This is a genomic window from Cellulomonas chitinilytica, assembly GCF_016862675.1.
GTDB lineage: Bacteria > Actinomycetota > Actinomycetes > Actinomycetales > Cellulomonadaceae > Cellulomonas > Cellulomonas chitinilytica.
The window spans coordinates 131,597-152,898 of sequence record NZ_BONK01000003.1 but is presented as its reverse complement, the minus strand read 5'-3'; the positions used below and the strand labels follow the sequence as shown (position 1 = coordinate 152,898).

Here is a 21,302-nt window from a genome sequence, read left to right as displayed (position 1 = left end):
CGATGCTCTGGTTCAGCGTGTGGACGGTGCTCGTCGTGGGCACCCTGACGGGGGCGTTCTTCCTCGGCCGGCGTCTGTGGCGCTCGGCCACCGCCCTGGCCGCCGAGCTCGGCCGGGCCGCCGGCGCGGCCCAGGAGCTCGCCGACCGGGTGGAGGAGCTGCGCCTCGCCGCGGAGGTCCGCGACACCGGGCCGACGGTGCTGGCGGACGTCGTGACGGTCCGGCGCCGGTACGACGCCGTTCGTGCGGCCGCCCACGCCCGCCGCGCCGAGCGTGCCGAGCGCCACGGTCGGACGTGGGCGTCGTGGGGTGCGTACTGGCGCTGACAACCGGGCGAAACCGGTCGCGGGACCGGGCAGGAGGGGGCGTCCCGGGCAGTTAGGATCGACAGGCCCCGCACCACTGAGGAGAGCACCCATGTTCAGGAACGGCCTGCAGTTCTGGCACATCATCATCATCGTGGTGCTCGTCGTGCTGCTCTTCGGTGCGAACCGCCTGCCCGGGCTCGCCAAGAGCGTCGGCCAGTCGATGAAGATCTTCCGCGACGAGGTCAAGGACCTGCGCGAGCCCGACGGGGACAAGAAGCCCACCTCGGACCGGCCGACCGACGAGCCGACCGAGGGCGGCACCCCGCCGAAGGTCTGACCGCACGTGGAAGCTGCACGCCGCGGGGACGATCCCGGCGGCCGGATGCCCCTGCGGGCGCACCTCGCCGAGCTGCGACGTCGCGTGTTCTTCGCGGCGCTCGGCCTCGTCGTGGGCGCCGCCGTCGGGTGGTGGCTGTACGACCCGGTGTTCGAGGCGCTGCAGATGCCGTTGCAGCACGTGGCCGACCTGCGGGGCGACGACCTGGTCGCCCTGAACTTCGCGGGCATCGCGACGTCGTTCGACATGAAGCTCAAGGTGTCGTTCTTCCTCGGCGTGATCCTGTCCAGCCCGTGGTGGATCTACCAGCTGTGGGCGTTCATCACCCCGGGTCTGACGCGCAAGGAACGGCACTACGCGATCGGCTTCCTCGCGGCGGCGGTGCCGCTGTTCCTCGCGGGCACGGCCCTCGCCTGGTGGGCGCTGCCGAACGCCGTCGAGCTGCTCACCGGCTTCACGCCGGAGGGGTCGGCGAACCTCATCGACGCGCAGACGTACCTCGGGTTCGTGATGCGCCTGATCCTCGCGTTCGGGCTGGCGTTCCTGCTCCCCGTGGTGATGGTCGCCCTGAACTTCGCGGGCATCGGACGGGCTGCCACGTGGCGCAAGGGCTGGCGCTGGGCCGTCCTCATCGCCTTCGTGTTCGCCGCCGTCATGACGCCGACGCCGGACGCCATCACGATGATCGCGGTGGCCGTCCCGATCTGCCTGCTCTACTTCGCGGCGCTCGTCATCTGCGTCCTGCACGACCGGCGTGTCGACAGGCGGCGTGTCGCCGCCGGTCTGCCCCGGTTGGACGGCACCCTTCCCGGCGAGGATCCGAGCACGGGGAGCGCCACCGCATGAGGCACGTGGGAGTCGTCGTCAACCCGACGGCCGGCAAGGGCCGCGGCGCGTCCGCGGGACGTCAGGTCCACGAGATGCTCGAGGCGAAGGGCTTCAAGGTCCAGGACCTGTCCGCTCCCACGCTGGCGCAGGCCACCGACCGGGCGCGCGCCGCGGCCGTCCAGGGGCTCGACGCGGTGGTCGTGGTCGGTGGTGACGGGATGGCGCATCTCGGCGTGAACGTCGTGGCGGGCACTGCCCTGCCGCTCGGCATCGTCGCGGCGGGCACGGGGAACGACATCGCTCGCACCCTGGGGCTCCCGCGCGGCGACATCGCCGCCTCCGTCGCCGTCGTCGAGCGAGGGCTGCACGAGGGCCCCCGGCGCATCGACGCCGTGCGGGTCGGCTCGCCCCAGCACGCCGCGCACGAGTGGTTCGTGGGCGTCCTCTCGTGCGGGATCGACGCCGCGATCAACGCGCGCGCGAACGAGCTGACCTGGCCCAAGGGCTCCGCCCGGTACGTCCGCGCGCTCGTCCCGGAGCTCGCGTCGTTCCGGCCGTTCGGCTACCGGGTGACGCTCGACGACGAGGTCTGGGAGTCGGCCGGCACCCTGGTCGCGGTCGCGAACGTGCCGTGGATCGGCGGCGGCCTCAAGATCGCGCCGGACGCGCAGCCGGACGACGGGCTGCTCGACGTGGTCCTCGCCGGCCCGTTCACCAAGCCGGGGGTCGTCAAGATCTTCCCGGGGATCTACCGAGGCCACCACGTCCGTCATCCGGCGGTGCGGGTCGTCCGCAGCCGGTCGGTGCTGATCGAGCCGCTCCACGAGCTCGGGGCGGCGCCGCCCGCCGCGTTCGCGGACGGAGAGCGCGTCGGCACGCTGCCGCTGCGGGTCCAGGTGGACCCCGGCGCGTTGTCCGTCCTGGCCTGAGCCGGACGGGTCGCAGCGGGGCCCACGGAGCGCGGCGCCCGCACGCCCGGCGTGCGCGTGCCTAGGGTGTCCGTGTGGTCTCCCGTTCCCGCAGGTCCGCACCCGCGTCGCCCCCTGAGCCGTCGCCCGCCGAGCGGTACGCGGCCGCCCAGCGCCGGGCCGAGGTCGAGCGCAGCGAGCTCGGCCGGTTCCGTGAGCTGCTGTCGTTCCCTCTCGACCCGTTCCAGGTCGACGCGTGCCAGGCCCTCGAGCGGGGCAGCGGCGTGCTCGTCGCGGCACCGACCGGCGCCGGCAAGACGGTCGTGGGCGAGTTCGCGGTGCACCTGGCGCTCGTCGGGGGCCGCAAGGCGTTCTACACGACGCCCATCAAGGCGCTGTCGAACCAGAAGTACGCCGACCTGGTGCGTCGCTACGGCCCGCAGTCGGTCGGGCTGCTGACGGGGGACACGACGATCAACGGCGAGGCGCCCGTGGTCGTCATGACCACCGAGGTGCTCCGCAACATGCTGTACGCCGGCTCGCCGACCCTCGCGGGCCTCGGGTTCGTCGTGATGGACGAGGTGCACTACCTGGCCGACCGGTTCCGTGGGCCGGTGTGGGAGGAGGTGATCATCCACCTGCCGGACGACGTGCAGCTGGTGTCGCTGTCCGCCACGGTGTCGAACGCGGAGGAGTTCGGCGACTGGCTCGCGACGGTCCGCGGCGACACGACGGTGGTGGTCAGCGAGCACCGTCCGGTCCCGCTCGGGCAGCACGTGCTCGTGCGCGACGACCTGCTCGACCTGTACGCCGGGCACGTCGACCCGACGGACCCCGGCGTCGACCCGCCGATCAACCCGGACCTCACGCATCTGCTGCGCCGGCGCGACCGTCAGGAGTCGGCGCACGGGCCCGGCGACCGCGGCTACCGCGGGCGCGGCGGGCACCGTCCCGGCGGGCGGCCCGGCGGGGGACGTCCGGGCGGGGGTCGGCCGACGCCGCGGTTCGCGGTGGTCGACGCCCTCGACAAGGACGGCCTGCTGCCGGCGATCGTGTTCATCTTCTCCCGGGCCGGGTGCGACGGCGCCGTGCAGCAGTGCCTCGCGGCGGGCGTGCGGCTGACGAGCCCGGCGGAGCAGGCGGAGATCCGGCGGGTCGTCGAGGAACGGTCGGCGGCGATCCCGCCGGAGGACCTCGACGTCCTGGGGTACTGGGACCTCGCGGAGGCCCTGACCCGCGGCATCGCCGCGCACCACGCCGGGATGCTGCCGCTGTTCAAGGAGACCGTCGAGGACCTGTTCTCCCGCGGCCTGGTCAAGGTCGTGTTCGCGACGGAGACGCTCGCGCTCGGCATCAACATGCCCGCGCGGTCCGTCGTCCTGGAAAAGCTCGTCAAGTGGGACGGGTCGAACCACGTCGACGTCACGCCGGGGGAGTACACCCAGCTCACCGGCCGTGCGGGGCGGCGGGGGATCGACACCGAGGGGCACGCCGTCGTCGTCGCGCACCCGGGACTGGACCCCGTGCAGCTCGCGGGGCTCGCCTCGAAGCGGCTGTACCCGCTGCGGTCGAGCTTCCGGCCGACGTACAACATGGCGGTCAACCTGGTCGCGCAGGTCGGTGCGGAGCGTGCCCGGGAGGTCCTGGAGACGTCGTTCGCGCAGTTCCAGGCCGACCGCGGCGTCGTCGGGCTCGCCCGACAGGCCCAGGCGCACACCGAGGCGCTCGACGGCTACGCGAAGGCCATGACGTGCCACCTGGGCGACTTCGCGGAGTACGCGGGGCTGCGACGGCAGATCGCCCAGCACGAGAAGGACGCCACGCGCGCGGCGGCCTCGGCCCGGCGCGCGGAGGTCGCCCGCACGCTGGAAGGGCTGCGCGTCGGCGACGTCCTGGAGATCCCGGTGGGCCGCCGGACGGGCCACGCGGTCGTCATCGACCCGGGTGGACAGCCGGGCTTCGACGGCCCCCGTCCGACGGTGCTGACCGTCGACCGGCAGGTGCGCCGTCTGACGGTCGCGGACGTGGGCACGGGCGCCCGGACGGTCGGCTGGCTGCGGGTGCCGAAGTCGTTCAACGTGCGCGTCCCGGCCGCCCGACGCGACCTGGCCGCGTCGCTGCGCAGCGCCGTCCCGGACGGCTCGGGGCGCGCCTCGTCGGACGGCGCGGGCCGCGGCCGACCGCGCCAGGCACGCCCGGACCGGGGCGCGGCCGCCGAGGACGCCGCCCTGGCGGCTCTGCGACGTCGTCTGCGCGCCCATCCGTGCCATGCCTGCCCGGACCGCGAGGAGCACGCCCGCTGGGCCGAGCGCTGGGCGCGGCTCAAGTCCGAGCACGACGCGCTCGTCGCCCGGATCGCCGGGCGCACGGGGTCGATCGCGGCCGTCTTCGACCGGATCTGCGACGTGCTCGTGCGCCTCGGCTACCTGGCGGCGCAGGACGGCCCCCTGGCGGTGACCACGGACGGCCGCTGGCTGCGCCGCCTCTACGCGGAGAACGACCTGCTGCTCGCCGAGTGCCTGCGGCGCGGCACCTGGGACGAGCTCGACGCCGCGGGGCTCGCGGCGGTGACCTCGACGCTCGTCTACCGCTCGCGGCGTGAGGACCAGGCCGAGCCGCGGGTGCCCGGCGGCCCTGCCGGCCGGCTCGGGCGTGCCCTGGAGGGCACCGTGCGGGCCTGGTCCGAGCTCGAGGACCTCGAGTCCGAGCACCGTCTGGAGACGACGGTGCCGCTCGACCTCGGCCTCATCGAGTCGATCCACCGCTGGGCGTCGGGGCGCAGCCTGGACGCCGTGCTGCGCGGCGGCGAGCTGTCGGCGGGCGACTTCGTGCGGTGGTGCAAGCAGGTCATCGACGTGCTCGACCAGCTCGGTCAGGCCGCGCCCGACGAGCGGTTGCGGTCCACCGCCCGCCGCTCCGTCGACGCGCTGCGGCGCGGGGTCGTCGCCTACTCGTCGGTCTGACGCGCGGTGCGGGGCGGTCCTCACGGGCGCCGCCGTCCGGCCTCCCCGGTCCCAGGTCAGGCTCCTGGGTCTGACCTGCCCTATCGTGAGCGGATGTGACCTCGACCCTCTACCGGCACGGCGTGATCCACTCCCCGGCCGACCCGTTCGCTGAGGCCCTGCTCGTCGAGGACGGCGTCGTCGCCTGGCTCGGCGCGGACGACACCGCCGACGCGATGGTGTCCCGGGCCGACGAGGTGGTCGACCTCGACGGGGCGCTCGTCGCCCCCGGGTTCGTCGACGCGCACGTCCACGTGCTCGAGACCGGGCTGGCGCTGGAGAGCGTCGACCTGTCCGCCGCGGGAGGGGTGCGGTCGCTCGCCGACGCCCTCGACGCCGTGCACCGGGCCGCGAGCAGCCGCCCGGCGTCCGACGTGCCGCTGCTCGGCTTCGGCTGGGACGAGCTCGAGTGGCCGGAGGGACGTGCGCCCACCCGGTCGGAGCTCGACGCGGCCGCCGGCGGCGCCCCCGTCTACCTGGCGCGCGTCGACGTGCACTCCGCGGTCGTGTCCAGCGCGCTCGCCCGGTCTGCCGGGCTCGACGGGCTGCCGGGGTGGAGCGACGACGGGCGGGTCGAGCGGGACGCCCACCACGCGGCACGCGACGCGGCCCGCGCGATGTCCGCCGGGCGTCGGACCGCTCTGTACCGGCGCGCGCTGCAGCACGTCGCGTCCCGCGGCATCGTGTCGGTGCACGAGCAGAGCGCGCCGTTCATCGACACCCGCGACGGGCTCGTCGAGCTGCTCGCCCTGACCGCGTCGGCCGCCGACGGGCTGCCGCACCTCGTCGGGTACCGCGGTGAGCGGTGCGTGACGGTGGACGACGCACGCGAGGTCCTCGCCGCGATCCCCGGGCTGACGGGCATCGGCGGCGACCTGAACGTCGACGGCTCGCTCGGTTCGCGCACCGCCGCGCTGCGTGCCCCGTACACGGACGACCCGACGCACGACGGCGTGCTCTACCTGACCGCCGAGGAGATCTGCAACCACGTCACGGCGGTGACACGCGCCGGTGTGCACGGTGGCTTCCACGTCATCGGCGACCGGGCCATGGACGAGGTGCTCCTCGGGCTGCGGGCCGCGGCCGACGTCGAGGGCGTGGAGGCGATCGCCCGCGCCGGTCACCGGCTCGAGCACGCGGAGATGGTCGACGCTCCGACCCTCGCCGCCCTGGTGCTGCTCGGCGTGCGCCTGAGCGTCCAGCCGGCGTTCGACGCCGCGTGGGGCGGCGAGTCGGCGATGTACGCCACCCGGCTCGGCCCGGGACGGGCGGCGGCGCTCAACCCGCTCGCCGACCTCGCTGCGGCGGGCGTGCCGCTCGCGTTCGGCTCCGACGCACCGGTGACGCCGGCCGACCCCTGGGCGGGGGTGCGGGCCGCGATCCGGCACTCGGCGGTGGAGCAGCGGATCTCGGCCCGGGCGGCCTTCCGTGCGTCGACGCGCGGCGGGTGGCGTCTCGCGGGGCTCGACCACACGGGAGCGGGCGAGCTGCGGGTGGGGGCGCCCGCGCACCTGGCCGTGTGGCGCGCGGAGCACCTCGCGGTGCAGGCCCCCGACGGCCGGCTGTCGACGTGGAGCACGGACGCCCGGGCGGGCACCCCGCTGCTGCCCGACCTCTCCGCGGACGCCCCCGACCCGGTCTGCCTGCGCACCGTCCGCGACGGTGTCGTGGTGTTCGACGCCCTCGGCTGAGGGGGCCGGGGTCACCCGCTCCGGGTGAATTTCGCGGTCGCCGCTGACACCTCGTCGCAACCGGTTCGACGTAGTTTCGCGACACGCGCGGCGACACGCCGAACCGAACTGCACGGATCGGATGATCGGCACCGCCACGACCTGCACGGACGGCTGCGACCTGCGCCGACGACGCCTTGACACCCCCGCGGATCTCGGTAGGTTCACGAAGGTAAATCCACCGCCACGGCCGTCCGACGATGCTGTCGGTCGACCACCCCGGGGAGGGCGTCGCCCTCCTGGGACGACGGAGGACGTCGGGCTCCGACCGGGCCCGCGTGTTCAACAGAAAACGGTCCGTGCGCAGCATGCGACCGGTACGAAGGACACGTGGGCCGGTCGGTCCGCCCGTTCCCCTCACCTCGGCGAACAGGCTGACGTCGTACCCTTGCGCGGTGTCCGCCCGTGAACCCGCCCGTTGGTGGACCCTCGTGCTCGCAGTCGCCGGCGGGTACCTGACGCGGCTCGCGTTCCCGTCGCCCGGATGGTGGGGCACGGCGTTCCTCGGCATGGCGCTGCTGTACCTGGCGCTGCGACGGGACAGCGCCCGCTGGAACACCCTCGTCGGGCTCGCGTGGGGCCTGGCCTGCTTCGCCCCGCTCATCACCTGGGCGGACGAGGCCGTGGGGTTCGTGCCGTGGCTCGCGCTCAGCACGCTCGAGGCGTTGTGCGTCGCCCTGTTCGGCGCGGCCTGGTCCTGGGCGCGTCGCGGCGAGGCCGTCTGGCGCAGCGGAGGCTGGCAGGCTCTCGTGTTCACGCTGCTCTGGGTGGCCGTGGAGGAGCTGCGGTCGGCGTGGCCGTTCGGCGGCTTCCCGTGGGGCCGGCTCGCCTTCTCGCAGGCGGACTCCCCGCTCGCCGCGTTCATGTGGCTCGGTGGCACCCCCCTGCTGAGCGGCGTCGTGGCAGTCGTCGGGGTCGCGCTCGCCCGTGCGTACCTGGCGGCCCGACAGCTGGCCGTGGGTCGCCTCGTCGCGTCGGGGGCGGTCGTCGTGGTCGTCGCCGCTGTGGCGTTCGCGCTGCCCCTGGACACCCAGGCCGAGGACGGGTCGCTCAAGGTCGGCGCCGTGCAGGGGAACGTGCCGGGCACCGGCCTCGACGCCTTCGGCCAGCGCGAGGCCGTGCTCGACAACCACCTGACGGGCACGTACGCGCTGCTCGACCAGGTGGAGCCCGGCGAGCTGGACGTCGTGCTGTGGCCCGAGAACGGCACCGACATCGACCCGCAGGCCGACGAGCGGGCCGCCGGCCTCATCGACGAGGCCGCCCGGGCGGTCGACGCGCCGATGCTCGTCGGCACCGTCCAGTACCCGCCGAGCGGTGGCCGCTACAACACCGCGGTCCTGTGGGAGCCGGGCCAGGGCGTCGTCGCGAGCTACACCAAGCAGCACCCGGCGCCGTTCGCCGAGTACATCCCGCTGCGCTCGCTCGTGCGGCCGTTCTCGTCCGCGGTGGACCTCGTGACGCGCGACATGATCCCCGGCCAGGGCCCGGGCTACGTCCCGCTGACCTCGGAGCGTCTCGGCCGCACTGTGGGACTGGGGGACGTCATCTGCTTCGAGGTCGCCTACGATGCCCTCGTCCGGGACGCGGTGCGGGCCGGGGGAGAGGTGCTTGTCGTGCAGACGAACAACGCGTCGTTCGGCATGACAGACGAGTCCACGCAGCAGCTCGCGATGGCGCGGCTGCGGGCGGTGGAGCACGGCAGGGCGACGGTGCAGATCTCCACCGTCGGCGTCAGCGCCGTGATCCAGCCCAACGGGGTCGTCAGCCGGCAGACCGATCTGTTCACCGCGGACCAGATGGTCGCGACGCTGCCCCTGCGGCAGTCGCTGACGCCCGCAGACCGGTCCGGGTCGTGGCCCGCCTGGATCATCGACGCTCTCGCGGTGTGCACGGTCGTCGCCGGCGCTGCCGGCGCGTACCGGGTGCGCCGCGCCGACCGAACGGATCCGCCCGCATGAGCGACAGCCTCACCCGTGTCCTCGTCGTCGTCCCCACGTACGACGAGCGCGAGAACCTGCCGATCGCCCTCGACCGGCTCCGTGAGCACGTCCCCACGGCCGACGTCCTCGTCGTGGACGACGGCTCGCCCGACGGCACCGGGGAGCTCGCGGAGAAGATCGCCGAGAGCGAGTCCGCCGCGGGGTCGCCGCGGTCGATCAGCGTGCTGCACCGCACCGGGAAGCAGGGGCTGGGCACCGCGTACGTCGCCGGGTTCGGCTGGGCGCTCGAGCGTGGCTACGACGTCGTCGTCGAGATGGACGCCGACGGGTCGCACCGCGCGCAGGACCTGCCGCTGCTGCTGGCGGCCCTCGACCGTGCGGACCTGGTGCTCGGGTCCCGGTGGGTCCGGGGCGGGAAGGTCGTGAACTGGCCGCTGCACCGTGAGGTGCTGTCCCGCGGCGCCAACCTGTACACCCGGATCATGCTCGGGATCCCGCTCGGCGACGCGACCGGCGGGTTCCGTGCGTACCGCGCCGACCTGCTGCGTGGGCTCACGCTCGGCGACGTCGCATCGCAGGGCTACTGCTTCCAGATCGACATGGCGTGGCGGGCGGTGCGTGCTGGTGCGCGCGTCGTCGAGGTGCCGATCACGTTCGTCGAGCGGGAGCTCGGCGAGTCGAAGATGAGCCGCGACATCATCGTCGAGGCCCTCGTCAACGTGACCCGGTGGGGGATGCACGAACGCTCCCGCCAGGTGGCGGGAGCGTTCCGTCGGTCGAGGTGACCGTGGTGCCGTGCGTGCGGGTCAGGCGCTGCGGCGCAGCTTGCCCGCGCGGAGCAGGTCGAGCCGCTCGTCGAGCAGCTCCTGGAGCTCGCCGATCGTGCGGCGCTCCAGCAGCATGTCCCAGTGCGTGCGGGGCGCCTTGCCGGCCTTGACCTCAGGCTTCGAGGCGTCGCGCAGGAGCGCCTCGGCTCCGCAACGGCACTCCCACACCACCGGCACGTCGGCCTCGACCGAGAACGGCAGGATGATGGTGTGCCCGTTGGGGCAGTCGTAGTGGGCCTGGAGGCGGGGGGCGAAGTCGACGCCCTCGTCCGTCTCCATGCTGTGGGACCCGATGCGCATGCCGCGCAGGGACCGGTTTGCCATCAGGGAACCTCCGTGCCGTGGTGACGGCCTTCGAGTGTGGGAACGTCCACCGTTGTCAACGGTGTTCGTCCCCCCAGTGTTCCAGGTGCAAGTGAAGGGTTGGTGAATGAGGCACGCGCAGGGCGGGCGAAACCGGGTGAGACTCGTCTCATCGAGCGGCCGTAGGGTGCTCACGTGACGAGCGCGACGACATCTGACATGACCTTCCGCCGGCTGGGGGACAGCGGCCTCGCCGTGTCCGTCGCGGGCCTCGGCTGCAACACCTTCGGGGCGACGCTTCATCCCGACGGCGTGCCCGAGCTCGTCGCGACCGCCCTCGAGGCAGGCGTGACCTTCTTCGACACCGCCGACGTGTACGGCGGCGTGCCCGGGCAGAGCGAGGAGCTGCTCGGCGCCGCCCTCGGGTCGCACCGCGACGACGTGGTGGTGGCGACCAAGTTCGGCGCGGACACCCGTGGCCTCAACGGCCCCGACTGGGACGCCCGCGGGTCGCGCCGGTACGTGCGACGGGCCGTCGAGGGGTCGCTGCGCCGGCTCGGCACCGACTGGATCGACCTGTACCAGCTGCACGTCCCGGACCCGACGACGCCCGTCGAGGAGACGCTCGCCGCGTTGCACGAGCTCGTCGTCGAGGGCAAGGTGCGCTACCTCGGCTCGTCGAACTTCGCCGCGTGGCAGGTCGTGGACGCCGACTGGACGGCCCGCACGGGTGCCCTCACCCCGTTCGTCTCCGCCCAGAACAGGTACAACCTCCTCGACCGCTCCGCGGAGGCCGAGCTGGTCCCCGCCGCCGAGCAGGTCGGGGTCGGCATCCTGCCGTACGTCCCGCTGGCGTCCGGGCTGCTCACCGGGAAGTACCGGCAGGGCGAGCCCGCACCCTCGGGCTCCCGGCTCGAGCGGATGCCGGACCGGCTCGCTCGCGCCGACTTCGACCGGATCGGCTCGCTCGCCGCCCTCGCGGAGCGGTGGGACATCGACCTCCCCACGCTCGCGCTGGGCGGTCTCGCCGCGCAGCCGGCGGTGGGGAGCGTCATCGCGGGTGCCCGGACCCCCGAGCAGCTGCGCGCGAACGTCGCGTCGATCCTGTGGGAGCCGACGCTCGAGCAGCTCGCCGCGATCGACGAGGCTGCACCGGGACCGCTCGCCTGACCTCGGTCCGCCTCGTCCGGCCCGTCCGGGCGGCGTGCGTCACGCCCGGCGTGGCGCGGGTGGGCGTCACCACTCGAGGATCCGCGCCCGGTTGGCGCCGAGCGCGGCGACGGCACGCACGCGCAGCCCGCGGTCGTCGGCGGCCTCACGCAGGGCGGCGGCCCAGGAGGTCTCGAACGCCCCGCGGTCCCCCCCACCGGCCCGCACGCACGCCACGACCAGCGAACCGCCCGGTGCCTCGCGGTCGAGCACCGAGGCGAGCCCGGTCATGACCTGCGCAGCGACGGCAGGATCGGCACGCAGGGGCACGTCGTTCACGGGCAGGACGAGCGGCAGGCAGCGGTCCTCGTCGTCGAGCAGCAGGAACCAGAGCGCCGGAGGACCCGCGCGCTCGGGTCCGACGAGGTGCAGGAGCACGGCGAGGACGTCCCCGTGGCTCTGCAGCACGTCGGCCGGGAGCCGCGGAAGGTCGTCGTCCGGGCCGTGCACGTCGACGATCCAGGGCTCGTCGGCCCAGGCGTCGTGCACGGTGCCGTTCCCGGGCGCCGGCCCGAACGGGTGCTCGAACCAGTGGTCGTCGTGGTCGCTCATGGGGCAAGGGTGCCGAGCGCCGCACCGGCCGCGTCGCGGGCCGACCCGGATCGGTGGCCGGGGGAGCGGCCGGCGGTGCTGTGGGCGGCTCGACGTCAGGCCAGGAAGGCACGAACCGCCTCGACGACGAGTGCGTGGTCGTCGGCCTGCGGAAGGCCGGACACCGTGACGGTCCCGACCACGCCGGCGCCCTCGACCCGCACGGGGAAGGCCCCGCCGTGCGCGGCGTACTCCTGCAGGGACAGCTCGTGCTGCGCCGCGAACGTCGTGCCCTTCGCCCGCGCCCGCAGACCCATCAGGTAGGACGAGGCCCCGAACCGCTGCACGACACGGACCTTGCGCTCGACCCACGTGTCGTTGTCCGGCGTCGTGCCCTCACGAGCGGCGTGGAACAGCTGCTGCCCGCCGCGACGGATGTCGATCGTCACCGGCAGCGACCGTTCGGTCGCGAGCTCCACGAGCAGGCAGCCGAGCTGCCACGCGTCGTCGTGCGTGAAGCTGCGGAAGACGAGCTCGCGCTCCTCCTGCTCGACACGGGCGACCAGTGCAGGGACGTCGTCGGTGCTCATCCGGTCATCCTCGCGCAGGACCGCGGCTCCCGCGCACCCGCACCGAGCCGTGCGCGACGCACCTACTCGCCGGTCGACCCGTCCACCGACTCACGCAGCAGGTCCGCGTGCCCGTTGTGCCGCGCGTACTCCTCGATCATGTGGCACAGGATCCAGCGCAGGCTCGGTGACCGGCCGTCGCGCCACCGCCGCAGGGCGAGCTGGTCGGGCCCGCCCTCGGCGAGCGCCTCCGAGACGGCGGCCCGCGACCGGTCGACCGACGCCTGCCACAGCGCGCGGAGCTCGGCGGGGGAGTCGAGCGCGGCCGAGTGCCAGTCCCAGTCCTCGTCGGCCTGCCAGTCGACGCCGTCCCACGGCGCGTGCGGCTCGCGTCCGCGCAGCGAGCGGGAGAACCAGTGGTCCTCGACGTACGCGAGGTGCTTGAGCAGGCCGCCGAGCGTCATCGTCGACGCCGCCGTCGTCGCCGACAGACCCGCGGCGTCGAGACCGTCGGTCTTCCACCGCAGCGTCGCCCGCTGGAAGTCGAGGAACCCGACGAGCGTGCCGACCTCGTCGTCGGTCAGCGGCGGTTCCGGTCGGCCCTGCTCGTCCACGTCCGTCACGCGAGGACCGTACCGCGGGCCGTCAGTCGCGCCCCTGCCACGTCGCGACGTCGACCTCGTTGCCCTCGGCGTCCGCGAGCGTCCACCACTGCGGTGCGTGCGCGTCGCTCACCAGGTGCCCGCCCGCCGCGAGCGCCGCGGCGACCCGGGCCTGCGCCTGGTCGTGCGGGACGGACACGTCGACGTGGATGCGGTTGCGCTGGGGGCGGGGTGCGTCCATCTGCTGGAACCAGAACGACGGCCCGCGTCCGAGCGGGTCGACGAGGTCCTCCGGACCGTCGTCGCGGTACCCGAGCACCGCACGCCAGAACGGGACCACGTCCGGGCCGACGAGCGCGTCGACCGCGACCTGCACGACCTGGACCGTCGTCGGGTCCGCCGGGATGTCGAGCTCGCGCGCCGCGTCCGAGATCTGCCGGGCGAGGCGCACGTCGCGGTCGCTCAGGCCCCCGACGTCGTGCGAGATCAGCCGGACGGTCACGCCGCCGTAACGCAGGTCGACGTCGGGGTGGTGGTCCGCGGCGTCGGCGAGCTCGCCGATCGCGTCGAGGAGGGTCACCCCGGCGGCGAACGAGCCGGTGCGGAAGTGGGCGTGCGCGCCGCCGAACAGGACGCGCCAGTCGTCGAGACCGTCCTGCTCGTGGAACTGGGCGGGCGTGATCCGTGCGCTCATCGGGACCGTCCTCGGTTCGTGGCCGCCGCGCGGTGTGCGACCGCGACGTGCGGCGCGTCGTCGTCCCGTCGAACGTCGCACCCGTCGACCCCGGCCGCAACCGAGCTCGCGCCGGCGGCCACGCCGCGTGCTGGGCACCCGGACTCTCGCGTGGCACGATCGGTCAGGTGACCAGCCGAGCCGCGACGGAGCAGAACCTGCGCGACCTCGCGCGGCTGCGCCGCGTCCGCGACCGGATCGACCGGGAGTACGCCCAGCCGCTCGACGTCGAGGCGCTCGCGCGCGGCGCGAACATGTCGTCGGGTCACCTGAGCAGGGAGTTCAAGGCCGCGTTCGGCGAGTCCCCTTACTCGTACCTGATGACGCGGCGCATCGAGCGGGCGATGGCGCTGCTGCGCCGCGGGGACCTGAGCGTGACCGAGGTGTGCTTCGAGGTCGGCTGCTCGTCGCTCGGCACGTTCAGCACGCGCTTCACCGAGCTCGTCGGGATGCCGCCCAGCGTGTACCGGGCCGAGGCTGCCGAGGCGACGGTGGGGATGCCGTCGTGCGTCGCCAAGCAGGTCACCAGACCGGTCAGGAATCGAGAAGCGAGGCCCGCAGAGCCCCAGCTAGCGTGAATCGCATGGACATCAAGATTCACTCGAGCTTCCTCCCGCTGGACGACCCGGACGAGGCGCGCGCCTTCTACCGCGACGTCCTCGGCTTCGAGGTGCGCAACGACGTCGGCTACCAGGGCCTGCACTGGATCACGGTCGGGCCCCCCGGGCAGCCGGAGACGTCGATCGTCCTGTTCCCGCCCACGGCGACTCCCGGGGTCACGGACGACGAACGGCGCACGATCGCCGAGATGATGGCGAAGGGCAGCTACGGCTCGGTCGTCCTCGCGACCTCGGACGTCGACGGCACCTTCGAGCGCGTGCAGGGCGCCGGGGCCGAGGTCGTCCAGGAGCCGGTCGACCAGCCGTACGGGGTCCGCGACTGCGCGTTCCGCGACCCCGCCGGGAACATGGTCCGCATCCAGCAGCGGTGAGCCGCGGTCGGGAGACGACCAGCGCGGGACCTGTCGGCGCGCGCGCCGACGACCTGCGGCTCGATCCTGGTCAGATGGTGCCCGGCGGCGCCGCCCGCGCCGACAGCCCCGCTCGACAGAGGGAGACACGATGAGCACGGCCCCGACGACGGACGCACAGCCCCGCGCCTCGCACGCCGCCGACAGCCACGACCTGATCCGTGTGCAGGGCGCGCGGGTCAACAACCTCAAGGACATCAGCGTCGAGCTCCCGAAGCGGCGGCTCACGGTGTTCACGGGGGTCTCGGGCTCGGGCAAGAGCTCGCTCGTGTTCGCGACGATCGCCGCGGAGTCGCAGCGGATGATCAACGAGACGTACAGCGCGTTCGTGCAGGGCTTCATGCCGACGCTGGCACGGCCCGACGTCGACGTGCTCGACGGGCTGACGACCGCGATCATCGTCGACCAGGAGCGGATGGGCTCGAACCCCCGCTCGACCGTCGGCACGGCGACCGACGCCAACGCGATGCTGCGGATCCTGTTCAGCCGGCTCGGCAAGCCGCACATCGGCTCGCCGAACGCGTACTCGTTCAACGTCCCGTCCGTGAAGGGCAGCGGCGCGATCACGATCGAGCGTGGCGAGGGCAGGACGAAGACGGAGAAGGCCTCGTTCAGCCAGCTCGGCGGCATGTGCCCGCGCTGCGAGGGCATGGGATCGGTCAACGACTTCGACCTGACGGCGCTGTACGACGAGTCGCTGTCGCTCAACGAGGGCGCCCTCACGATCCCCGGGTACTCGATGGACGGGTGGTACGGCCGGATCTACCGGCAGAGCGGGTTCTTCGACCCGGACAAGCCGATCGGGAAGTACACCAAGAACGAGAAGTACGACCTGCTCTACAAGGAGCCGACCAAGATCAAGGTCGAGGGCATCAACCTCACCTACGAGGGCCTGATCCCGAAGATCCAGAAATCGATGCTCTCCAAGGACGTCGACTCGCTCCAGCCGCACATCCGGGCGTTCGTCGAGCGCGCCATCACGTTCACGACGTGCCCCGAGTGCTCCGGGACCCGGCTGAGCCCGGAGGCGCGCTCGTCGAAGATCGACGGCACGAGCATCGCGGACGCGTGCTCGATGCAGATCAGCGACCTGGCGCAGTGGGTCCGGGGGCTCGACGAGCCGTCCGTGGCGCCGCTGATCGCTGGTCTGCAGCACCTGCTCGACTCGTTCGCGGAGATCGGGCTGGGCTACCTGTCGCTCGACCGGCCGTCCGGGACGCTGTCCGGGGGAGAGGCGCAGCGGACGAAGATGATCCGGCACCTCGGGTCGTCGCTCACCGACGTCACGTACGTGTTCGACGAGCCCACGATCGGCCTGCACCCGCACGACATCCAGCGGATGAACGAGCTGCTGCTGCAGCTGCGGGACAAGGGCAACACCGTGCTCGTCGTCGAGCACAAGCCCGAGGCCATCGCGATCGCGGACCACGTCGTCGACCTCGGCCCGGGTGCCGGCTCCGGGGGCGGCACCGTCTGCTACGAGGGCTCGCTCGAAGGTCTGCGTGCCAGCGGGACGCTGACGGGTCGGCACCTCGACGACCGGGCGACGCTCAAGGAGTCCGTCCGCACGCCGAGGGGTGCGCTGCAGATCCGGGGGGCGTCCGCGAACAACCTGCGCGACGTCGACGTCGACATCCCGCTCGGCGCCCTCGTCGTCATCACGGGCGTCGCCGGGTCGGGCAAGAGCTCGCTCGTGCACGGCTCGATCCCCGCCGGGGCCGACGTGGTGTCCATCGACCAGGGCGCGATCCGCGGCTCGCGGCGCAGCAACCCTGCCACGTACACGGGCCTGCTGGAGCCGATCCGCAAGGCGTTCGCGAAGGCCAACGGGGTCAAGCCCGCACTGTTCAGCTCGAACTCCGAGGGCGCCTGCCCGACGTGCAACGGCGCGGGCGTCATCTACACCGACCTCGGCATCATGGCGACCGTCGAGTCGACGTGCGAGGAGTGCGACGGCAAGCGCTTCCAGGCGTCGGTGCTGGAGTACCGGCTCGGCGGCAAGAACATCGCCGAGGTCCTCGCGATGTCGGTCACCGAGGCCGAGGCCTTCTTCGGCGCGGGGGAGGCCCGCACCCCCGCCGCGCACGCCGTCCTCGACCGGCTCGCGGACGTCGGGCTCGGATACCTCAGCCTCGGCCAGCCGCTCACGACCCTCTCGGGCGGCGAACGGCAGCGGCTCAAGCTCGCCACGCACATGTCCACGAAGGGCGGCGTGTACGTGCTCGACGAGCCGACCACCGGTCTGCACCTCGCGGACGTCGAGCAGCTGCTCGGCCTGCTCGACCGGCTCGTCGACTCCGGCAAGTCCGTCATCGTCATCGAGCACCACCAGGCCGTGATGGCGCACGCCGACTGGATCATCGACCTCGGTCCCGGCGCCGGTCACGACGGCGGCCGCGTCGTCTTCGAGGGCACCCCCGCCGACCTCGTCGCCGACCGCTCCACGCTCACCGGCCAGCACCTCGCGGCCTACGTCGGTCGCTGACCGTCGTCCACCTCCACGAAGGGACCTCCCATGAACGTCACCACGGCATCCTCCGAGCGCGGCTCCGGCGCCTTCACCGACGCCGAGAAGGCCGCGATGAAGGAGCGCGCCAAGGAGGTGCGCCGCTCGTCCTCGAAGAACGCCAACGGCGAGCCCGAGCTGCTCGAGAAGATCGCGGAGATGGACGGCGCCGACCGCGTGATGGCCGAGAAGGTGCACGCGATCATCACCGCCGCCGCACCGAGCCTCGCTCCGACGCTCTGGTACGGGATGCCGGCCTACGCCCGCAACGGGAAGGCCGTCGTCTTCTTCCAGCCCACCGGGAAGTTCAAGGCGCGGTACTCGACGCTCGGCTTCAACGACTCCGCATCGCTCGACGACGGCTCCATGTGGCCGACCTCGTTCGCCCTCACCGAGCTGACCCCCGCCGACGAGGCCCGGATCGCCGAGCTCGTCCAGCGCGCCGCGGGCTGAGCAGGACGCCCGACCGTCCATCACGACCCTCAGGAGGAGTCATGTCCATCAAGATCGTCCTGCACCCCGTGTCCGACCTCGCGGCCGCCAAGGCGGTGTACACGGCGCTGCTCGGTGTCGAGCCCCAAGCCGACTCGGAGTACTACGTCGGGTACGACACCGACGGCCAGCACATCGGCCTGGTCCCCGGCGGCGGGCCGCAGGGGATGACCTCGCCGGTGGCGTACTGGGAGGTCGCGGACATCGAGGCCAAGCTGGGGGAGGTGACCGCCGCGGGCGGCACCGTGACCGAAGCGGTCCACGACGTCGGCGGAGGCCGCCGGGTCGCCACCTTCACCGACGCCGACGGCAACGTGCTGGGCCTGCTCCAGGACCCGTGACGGCGCGCAGGCGGACCGGCGTCGGTCATCGTGCCGAGCGGTGCTCCGCGGCGGCGGGCGAGGTGGACTCCACGGCCTCTACTCGAAGTGGATCGCCGCGACGGCGGCGTGGACGGCGGCGACGCGCCGCTGCTCCTCGACGGCCCGGGACTGTGCCACCGCGGCACGGTCGGAGCTCTCCGATCGCAGGTCGTCGCCCATCTCCTGGAGCATCGTGGAGAGGGCGTCGGCCAGCCCGTCGCGAAGCTCGTCGAGGGTGGTGTTCTCGATCAGCAGGCGGCGGTCGGAGACCACGAGGCGCAGGCTCTCGCCGTTCTGCCGTGTCCCGGTCCGGACGGCGAGCCGCCGCGCGGTCTCCGGGTCCTCGAGCCGCGCGCGTTCGCCCGGCGTGACCTGCCGCGAGACGACGATCGGCACGGTGTAGGTCGCAGGCTCGTCGACGGTGCCGAGCTGGGCAGGGAGCCCGGACTCGAGGACAGACAGCAGGTGCAGGTCGTCCGTGCGGGCGCCCGACCTCTCGTGGGTCGACGGTGTGGTGGTCGTGGTGGTCGTGGTGGTCATGGCGGGTCAGCCTCTTCGTCGGGTGGCGCGGTGCGCGCCGGTGCACGGGTGGCGCGGTGTGCGCCGGGTACGACCTCAGTGAGTCGGGAGAGCCACGTGCTGGTCGGTGCGGATGCGCCGACGGAGCTGGCCGATCCGCAGGGCGCCGAGCACGAGGGCGACGACGCCGACCCCGAGGCCGGCGATCAGGAGCTCGAGCGCGAGCGGGGCGGTCCCGGTCGCCCCGAGGAACGTGACCTCGACCGGTGCGGTGTTCTGGAGCATGAAGACCACGAGTCCGACCAGGACGAGTGCGCCCACGCAGAGGCCGACCCAGGCGGCGCCGGTCCGCGTGCGGACGGGCCGCCGCACGGTCGGCTTCACCGGCGTCGCCGTGCTGCGCGGCTTGGCCGTGCCCACCGGCTTCGCGGGCTTCACCGGGGCATCGGAGAGCGACGGGCGCTCGCCATCGGGGACCGGGCGGACGGGGGTTCCGTCGAAGTGGTGGTCGAAGCCTCGCTGGACGGGCATGGCGCCCTGCTCTCCACGTGCCGGGAGGCGGGCACTCGGATGGGGGCCGTTCGTCCTGGGACTGCCTTCATCGTACACCTGTTCGGTCCGGTCGGGCCTGTCCGGGGTCGTCGGGTTCCGTCCGGTCACGGGTGCGTGGTGCCGTCGCGGCCGTACCGGTCCTGCAGGCGCACGACGTCGTCCTGCCACCCGGGCAAGGCGGTCGACGCCTCCGCGAGCACCAGGTCGCTCACCGCGGTGATGCGGTGCAGCACCGTCGGCGGCAGGTGCACCACGTCGCCGGGGCGTAGCGCGTGCGGGACGAGAAGGCCGGCCGTCGGGCCGTGCTCGATCAGGCCGTCGCCCGAGATCACCACGATCGTCTCGTCCTTGTCCACGTGGTACTGCAGGCTCAGTGCGTGGCCGGCGCGGACCGAGAGGATCTTCCCGACGTAGCCGTGCTCGCCGTCGGCGTAGATCCGCTCGTCGCCCCACGGCTTGGGCTGGACCGTCCCCGGCGAGAACTGGGCCTGCGGTCCGACGGCGAGGGTCATGGTGGTCCGTCCGTGCGCCGAGAGCGGGCGAGCCGGGACGCGGTCGTCGACGGGGGACGAAGCGCGTCGAGCAGCGCGTCGAGATCGACGAGCGCGATGCGCGTGGCCGAGTCGCTGCTGCCGTAGGGCAGGACGAGCGTGCGGCCGTGCTTCATCGCCCCGCAGGAGTACACGACGTTCGGCACGTACCCCGAACGCTCCTCGCCCGTCGCGGTGAGCAGCGGGCACGCGAGGCGCCCGACGACCCGCGTCGGGTCCTCGAGGTCCAGCAGAAGGGCACCGATGCTGTACGTGCGCATGGCGCCGACACCGTGGGTGAGCACGAGCCACCCACGCTCGGTCTCGATCGGGGGTCCGCAGTTGCCGAGCTGCACCAGCTCCCAGCCGTGCTCGGGTCGTTGGACCACGACCGGTTCGCCCCAGCGCAGCAGGTCGTCGGAGACGCTGACCGCGTTGCTCTCGCGGTCAGCGCGCGACAGGGCGACGTAGCGACCGCCGATCCGCCGAGGGAACAGCGCGAGGCCCTTGTTCCGCGCCCCTGGCCCGCTCAACGGCTCGCTCGAGAAGGCGGCGAAGTCGTGCGTCCGGAGGAGCTGGATCGAGATGTCACGGCCGTCGAACGCGGTGTACGTCCCGAGGTAGGTCACGGTGCCGTCGTCGGCCGCGAAGCGGACCAGGCGCACGTCCTCGATGCCGTGGCTCTCCGCGGGGCTCTGCGGCATGAGCACGCGCTCGCTCCACGGGGAGCCCGGGGGGAACTCGGCGCGATAGCTGCGGCGGGCGATCCGGTCGAACCACTCGGTGGTCCGGACGGCCGACCCCCGGGTGAGGCGTTGCGCGCGCAGGTCGTCGAGCGCCGCGTCGAGGTCCGCGCGGTCGAACAGCGGTCCCAGCGCGGCGAGGACGAACCCCGCGTTCTCGTGCTCGCCGTCGAGGTCGGCGAGCTGGTGCTCGAAGACCGCGCGGACGAACCGGGGCTCGGTGACGACGGGCGGCAGGGTGCGGGTGGGAGCGGCGTCGAGGGTGACGGCCCCCGCGACGTCGATCGTGCCGGTGCGGATCTCCATGCTCGACACGTGGCCCTCGCCGGTCCCGCGCACGGTCATGAGGAGACGCGTCGAGCCGGCGGGGAGGCCGCTCTGGTCCGGGTGCTGCACCATCGACGGGTTGAACAAGGCCGCCGCCTCGACGGAGTACTCGTGCGTGAAGTACGCCCCGGCGAGGCGTCGCCGGTTCGTGGGGAGCTGTCGCGCGCCGGCGACGCGGTGCCGGACCAGGGCGAAGTGCTCGTCCCAGGTCGCCTCGATGTCGTGGTGGCGGTCGCCGAACCTGGCGACGAGATCGCGGAGCTCACGGTCGACCTCGTCGTCGTCGAGAGCGAGCACGCGCCCCAGGACGGCGGCCGACCGGGACTCGCCGGACGGGCCGATCTCCTGCCCGGGCAAGAACAGGCGGGCCAGCACGCGATCAGGATCGGGGCGCAGGACGTGATCGGTCCG

Annotated in this window: 23 protein-coding genes; 14 read left to right on the top strand and 9 right to left on the bottom strand. The window is 73.2% G+C overall.

The annotated features are described in order from the left end of the window. The first annotated feature begins 2 nt into the window (after window positions 1-2). The 8 genes from Cch01nite_RS05375 (at window position 3) to Cch01nite_RS05340 (ending at window position 9,841) form a co-directional block, all read left to right on the top strand. On the top strand, window positions 3-326 hold the full coding sequence (locus Cch01nite_RS05375; protein ID WP_203749587.1) for a hypothetical protein: 324 nt from the start codon (window positions 3-5) through the stop codon (window positions 324-326). A 91-nt stretch (window positions 327-417) separates the two neighbouring features. Then, complete coding sequence (gene tatA / locus Cch01nite_RS05370) at window positions 418-645, top strand: twin-arginine translocase TatA/TatE family subunit (RefSeq protein WP_203749585.1); 228 nt, start codon at window positions 418-420, stop codon at window positions 643-645. A 45-nt stretch (window positions 646-690) separates the two neighbouring features. Further along, window positions 691-1,491 (top strand): twin-arginine translocase subunit TatC, encoded by an 801-nt coding sequence (gene tatC / locus Cch01nite_RS05365; RefSeq protein WP_203750085.1) that lies wholly within the window; start codon window positions 691-693, stop codon window positions 1,489-1,491. Then, on the top strand, window positions 1,488-2,402 hold the full coding sequence (locus Cch01nite_RS05360) for a diacylglycerol/lipid kinase family protein (RefSeq protein WP_203749583.1): 915 nt from the start codon (window positions 1,488-1,490) through the stop codon (window positions 2,400-2,402). Before tatC ends, Cch01nite_RS05360 begins: the two co-directional genes overlap by 4 nt. A 74-nt stretch (window positions 2,403-2,476) precedes the next feature. Beyond that, window positions 2,477-5,344: a DEAD/DEAH box helicase gene (locus tag Cch01nite_RS05355; protein WP_203749580.1), complete on the top strand. Its 2,868-nt coding sequence runs from the start codon at window positions 2,477-2,479 to the stop codon at window positions 5,342-5,344. A gap of 95 nt (window positions 5,345-5,439) precedes the next feature. After that, a complete protein-coding gene (locus Cch01nite_RS05350; protein ID WP_203749577.1) occupies window positions 5,440-7,074 on the top strand; it encodes an amidohydrolase in 1,635 nt (544 codons plus the stop codon). A 434-nt stretch (window positions 7,075-7,508) separates the two neighbouring features. Then, window positions 7,509-9,074 carry an apolipoprotein N-acyltransferase gene (gene lnt / locus Cch01nite_RS05345; protein WP_239069921.1) on the top strand — a complete coding sequence of 522 codons (1,566 nt, stop codon included), beginning with the start codon at window positions 7,509-7,511 and terminating at the stop codon, window positions 9,072-9,074. After that, window positions 9,071-9,841 (top strand): polyprenol monophosphomannose synthase, encoded by a 771-nt coding sequence (locus tag Cch01nite_RS05340; RefSeq protein ID WP_203749575.1) that lies wholly within the window; start codon window positions 9,071-9,073, stop codon window positions 9,839-9,841. Before lnt ends, Cch01nite_RS05340 begins: the two co-directional genes overlap by 4 nt. A 21-nt stretch (window positions 9,842-9,862) precedes the next feature. Here the strand turns inward: Cch01nite_RS05340 and Cch01nite_RS05335 are convergent, their stop codons facing one another. Next, window positions 9,863-10,207: an RNA polymerase-binding protein RbpA gene (locus Cch01nite_RS05335; protein WP_203749571.1), complete on the bottom strand. Its 345-nt coding sequence runs from the start codon at window positions 10,205-10,207 to the stop codon at window positions 9,863-9,865. A 198-nt stretch (window positions 10,208-10,405) separates the two neighbouring features. Between Cch01nite_RS05335 and Cch01nite_RS05330 the strand changes: the two genes are divergently transcribed. Continuing rightward, window positions 10,406-11,356, top strand: coding sequence for an aldo/keto reductase (locus Cch01nite_RS05330; RefSeq protein ID WP_203750081.1), 951 nt, complete (start codon window positions 10,406-10,408; stop codon window positions 11,354-11,356). A 66-nt stretch (window positions 11,357-11,422) separates the two neighbouring features. On the opposite strand, the gene Cch01nite_RS05325 is transcribed toward Cch01nite_RS05330, so the two are convergent. The 4 genes from Cch01nite_RS05325 to Cch01nite_RS05310 form a co-directional block, all read right to left on the bottom strand. Beyond that, window positions 11,423-11,947, bottom strand: a complete 525-nt coding sequence (locus Cch01nite_RS05325) for a hypothetical protein (protein ID WP_203749568.1) — start codon at window positions 11,945-11,947, stop codon at window positions 11,423-11,425. Window positions 11,948-12,042: 95 nt separating this feature from the next. Next, on the bottom strand, window positions 12,043-12,516 hold the full coding sequence (locus Cch01nite_RS05320) for a heme-degrading domain-containing protein (protein ID WP_203749565.1): 474 nt from the start codon (window positions 12,514-12,516) through the stop codon (window positions 12,043-12,045). Between the two features lie 62 nt (window positions 12,517-12,578). After that, window positions 12,579-13,118: a DinB family protein gene (locus tag Cch01nite_RS05315; RefSeq protein ID WP_203749562.1), complete on the bottom strand. Its 540-nt coding sequence runs from the start codon at window positions 13,116-13,118 to the stop codon at window positions 12,579-12,581. A 22-nt stretch (window positions 13,119-13,140) separates the two neighbouring features. Next, complete coding sequence (locus Cch01nite_RS05310; protein WP_203749558.1) at window positions 13,141-13,791, bottom strand: 4a-hydroxytetrahydrobiopterin dehydratase; 651 nt, start codon at window positions 13,789-13,791, stop codon at window positions 13,141-13,143. Between the two features lie 167 nt (window positions 13,792-13,958). Between Cch01nite_RS05310 and Cch01nite_RS05305 the strand changes: the two genes are divergently transcribed. The 5 genes from Cch01nite_RS05305 (at window position 13,959) to Cch01nite_RS05285 (ending at window position 18,199) form a co-directional block, all read left to right on the top strand. Beyond that, window positions 13,959-14,408 (top strand): helix-turn-helix transcriptional regulator, encoded by a 450-nt coding sequence (locus Cch01nite_RS05305; protein ID WP_203749553.1) that lies wholly within the window; start codon window positions 13,959-13,961, stop codon window positions 14,406-14,408. A 5-nt stretch (window positions 14,409-14,413) separates the two neighbouring features. Continuing rightward, on the top strand, window positions 14,414-14,821 hold the full coding sequence (locus tag Cch01nite_RS05300) for a VOC family protein (protein ID WP_203749550.1): 408 nt from the start codon (window positions 14,414-14,416) through the stop codon (window positions 14,819-14,821). A gap of 130 nt (window positions 14,822-14,951) precedes the next feature. Then, on the top strand, window positions 14,952-17,345 hold the full coding sequence (locus Cch01nite_RS05295; RefSeq protein ID WP_203749547.1) for an ATP-binding cassette domain-containing protein: 2,394 nt from the start codon (window positions 14,952-14,954) through the stop codon (window positions 17,343-17,345). A gap of 30 nt (window positions 17,346-17,375) precedes the next feature. Then, window positions 17,376-17,819: an iron chaperone gene (locus Cch01nite_RS05290; protein WP_203749544.1), complete on the top strand. Its 444-nt coding sequence runs from the start codon at window positions 17,376-17,378 to the stop codon at window positions 17,817-17,819. A gap of 41 nt (window positions 17,820-17,860) precedes the next feature. Further along, window positions 17,861-18,199, top strand: coding sequence for a VOC family protein (locus Cch01nite_RS05285; protein ID WP_203749541.1), 339 nt, complete (start codon window positions 17,861-17,863; stop codon window positions 18,197-18,199). A gap of 78 nt (window positions 18,200-18,277) precedes the next feature. On the opposite strand, the gene Cch01nite_RS05280 is transcribed toward Cch01nite_RS05285, so the two are convergent. The 4 genes from Cch01nite_RS05280 to Cch01nite_RS05265 all read right to left on the bottom strand — a co-directional run bounded on the left by Cch01nite_RS05280 (window position 18,278) and on the right by Cch01nite_RS05265 (window position 21,266). After that, window positions 18,278-18,760 (bottom strand): hypothetical protein, encoded by a 483-nt coding sequence (locus Cch01nite_RS05280; RefSeq protein ID WP_203749538.1) that lies wholly within the window; start codon window positions 18,758-18,760, stop codon window positions 18,278-18,280. Window positions 18,761-18,835: 75 nt separating this feature from the next. Next, window positions 18,836-19,270, bottom strand: a complete 435-nt coding sequence (locus Cch01nite_RS05275) for a LapA family protein (RefSeq protein ID WP_203749535.1) — start codon at window positions 19,268-19,270, stop codon at window positions 18,836-18,838. Between the two features lie 125 nt (window positions 19,271-19,395). Continuing rightward, window positions 19,396-19,803: a cupin domain-containing protein gene (locus Cch01nite_RS05270; RefSeq protein WP_203749532.1), complete on the bottom strand. Its 408-nt coding sequence runs from the start codon at window positions 19,801-19,803 to the stop codon at window positions 19,396-19,398. Next, on the bottom strand, window positions 19,800-21,266 hold the full coding sequence (locus Cch01nite_RS05265; RefSeq protein ID WP_239069919.1) for a glycoside hydrolase family 130 protein: 1,467 nt from the start codon (window positions 21,264-21,266) through the stop codon (window positions 19,800-19,802). Before Cch01nite_RS05265 ends, Cch01nite_RS05270 begins: the two co-directional genes overlap by 4 nt. Window positions 21,267-21,302: the final 36 nt, after the last annotated feature.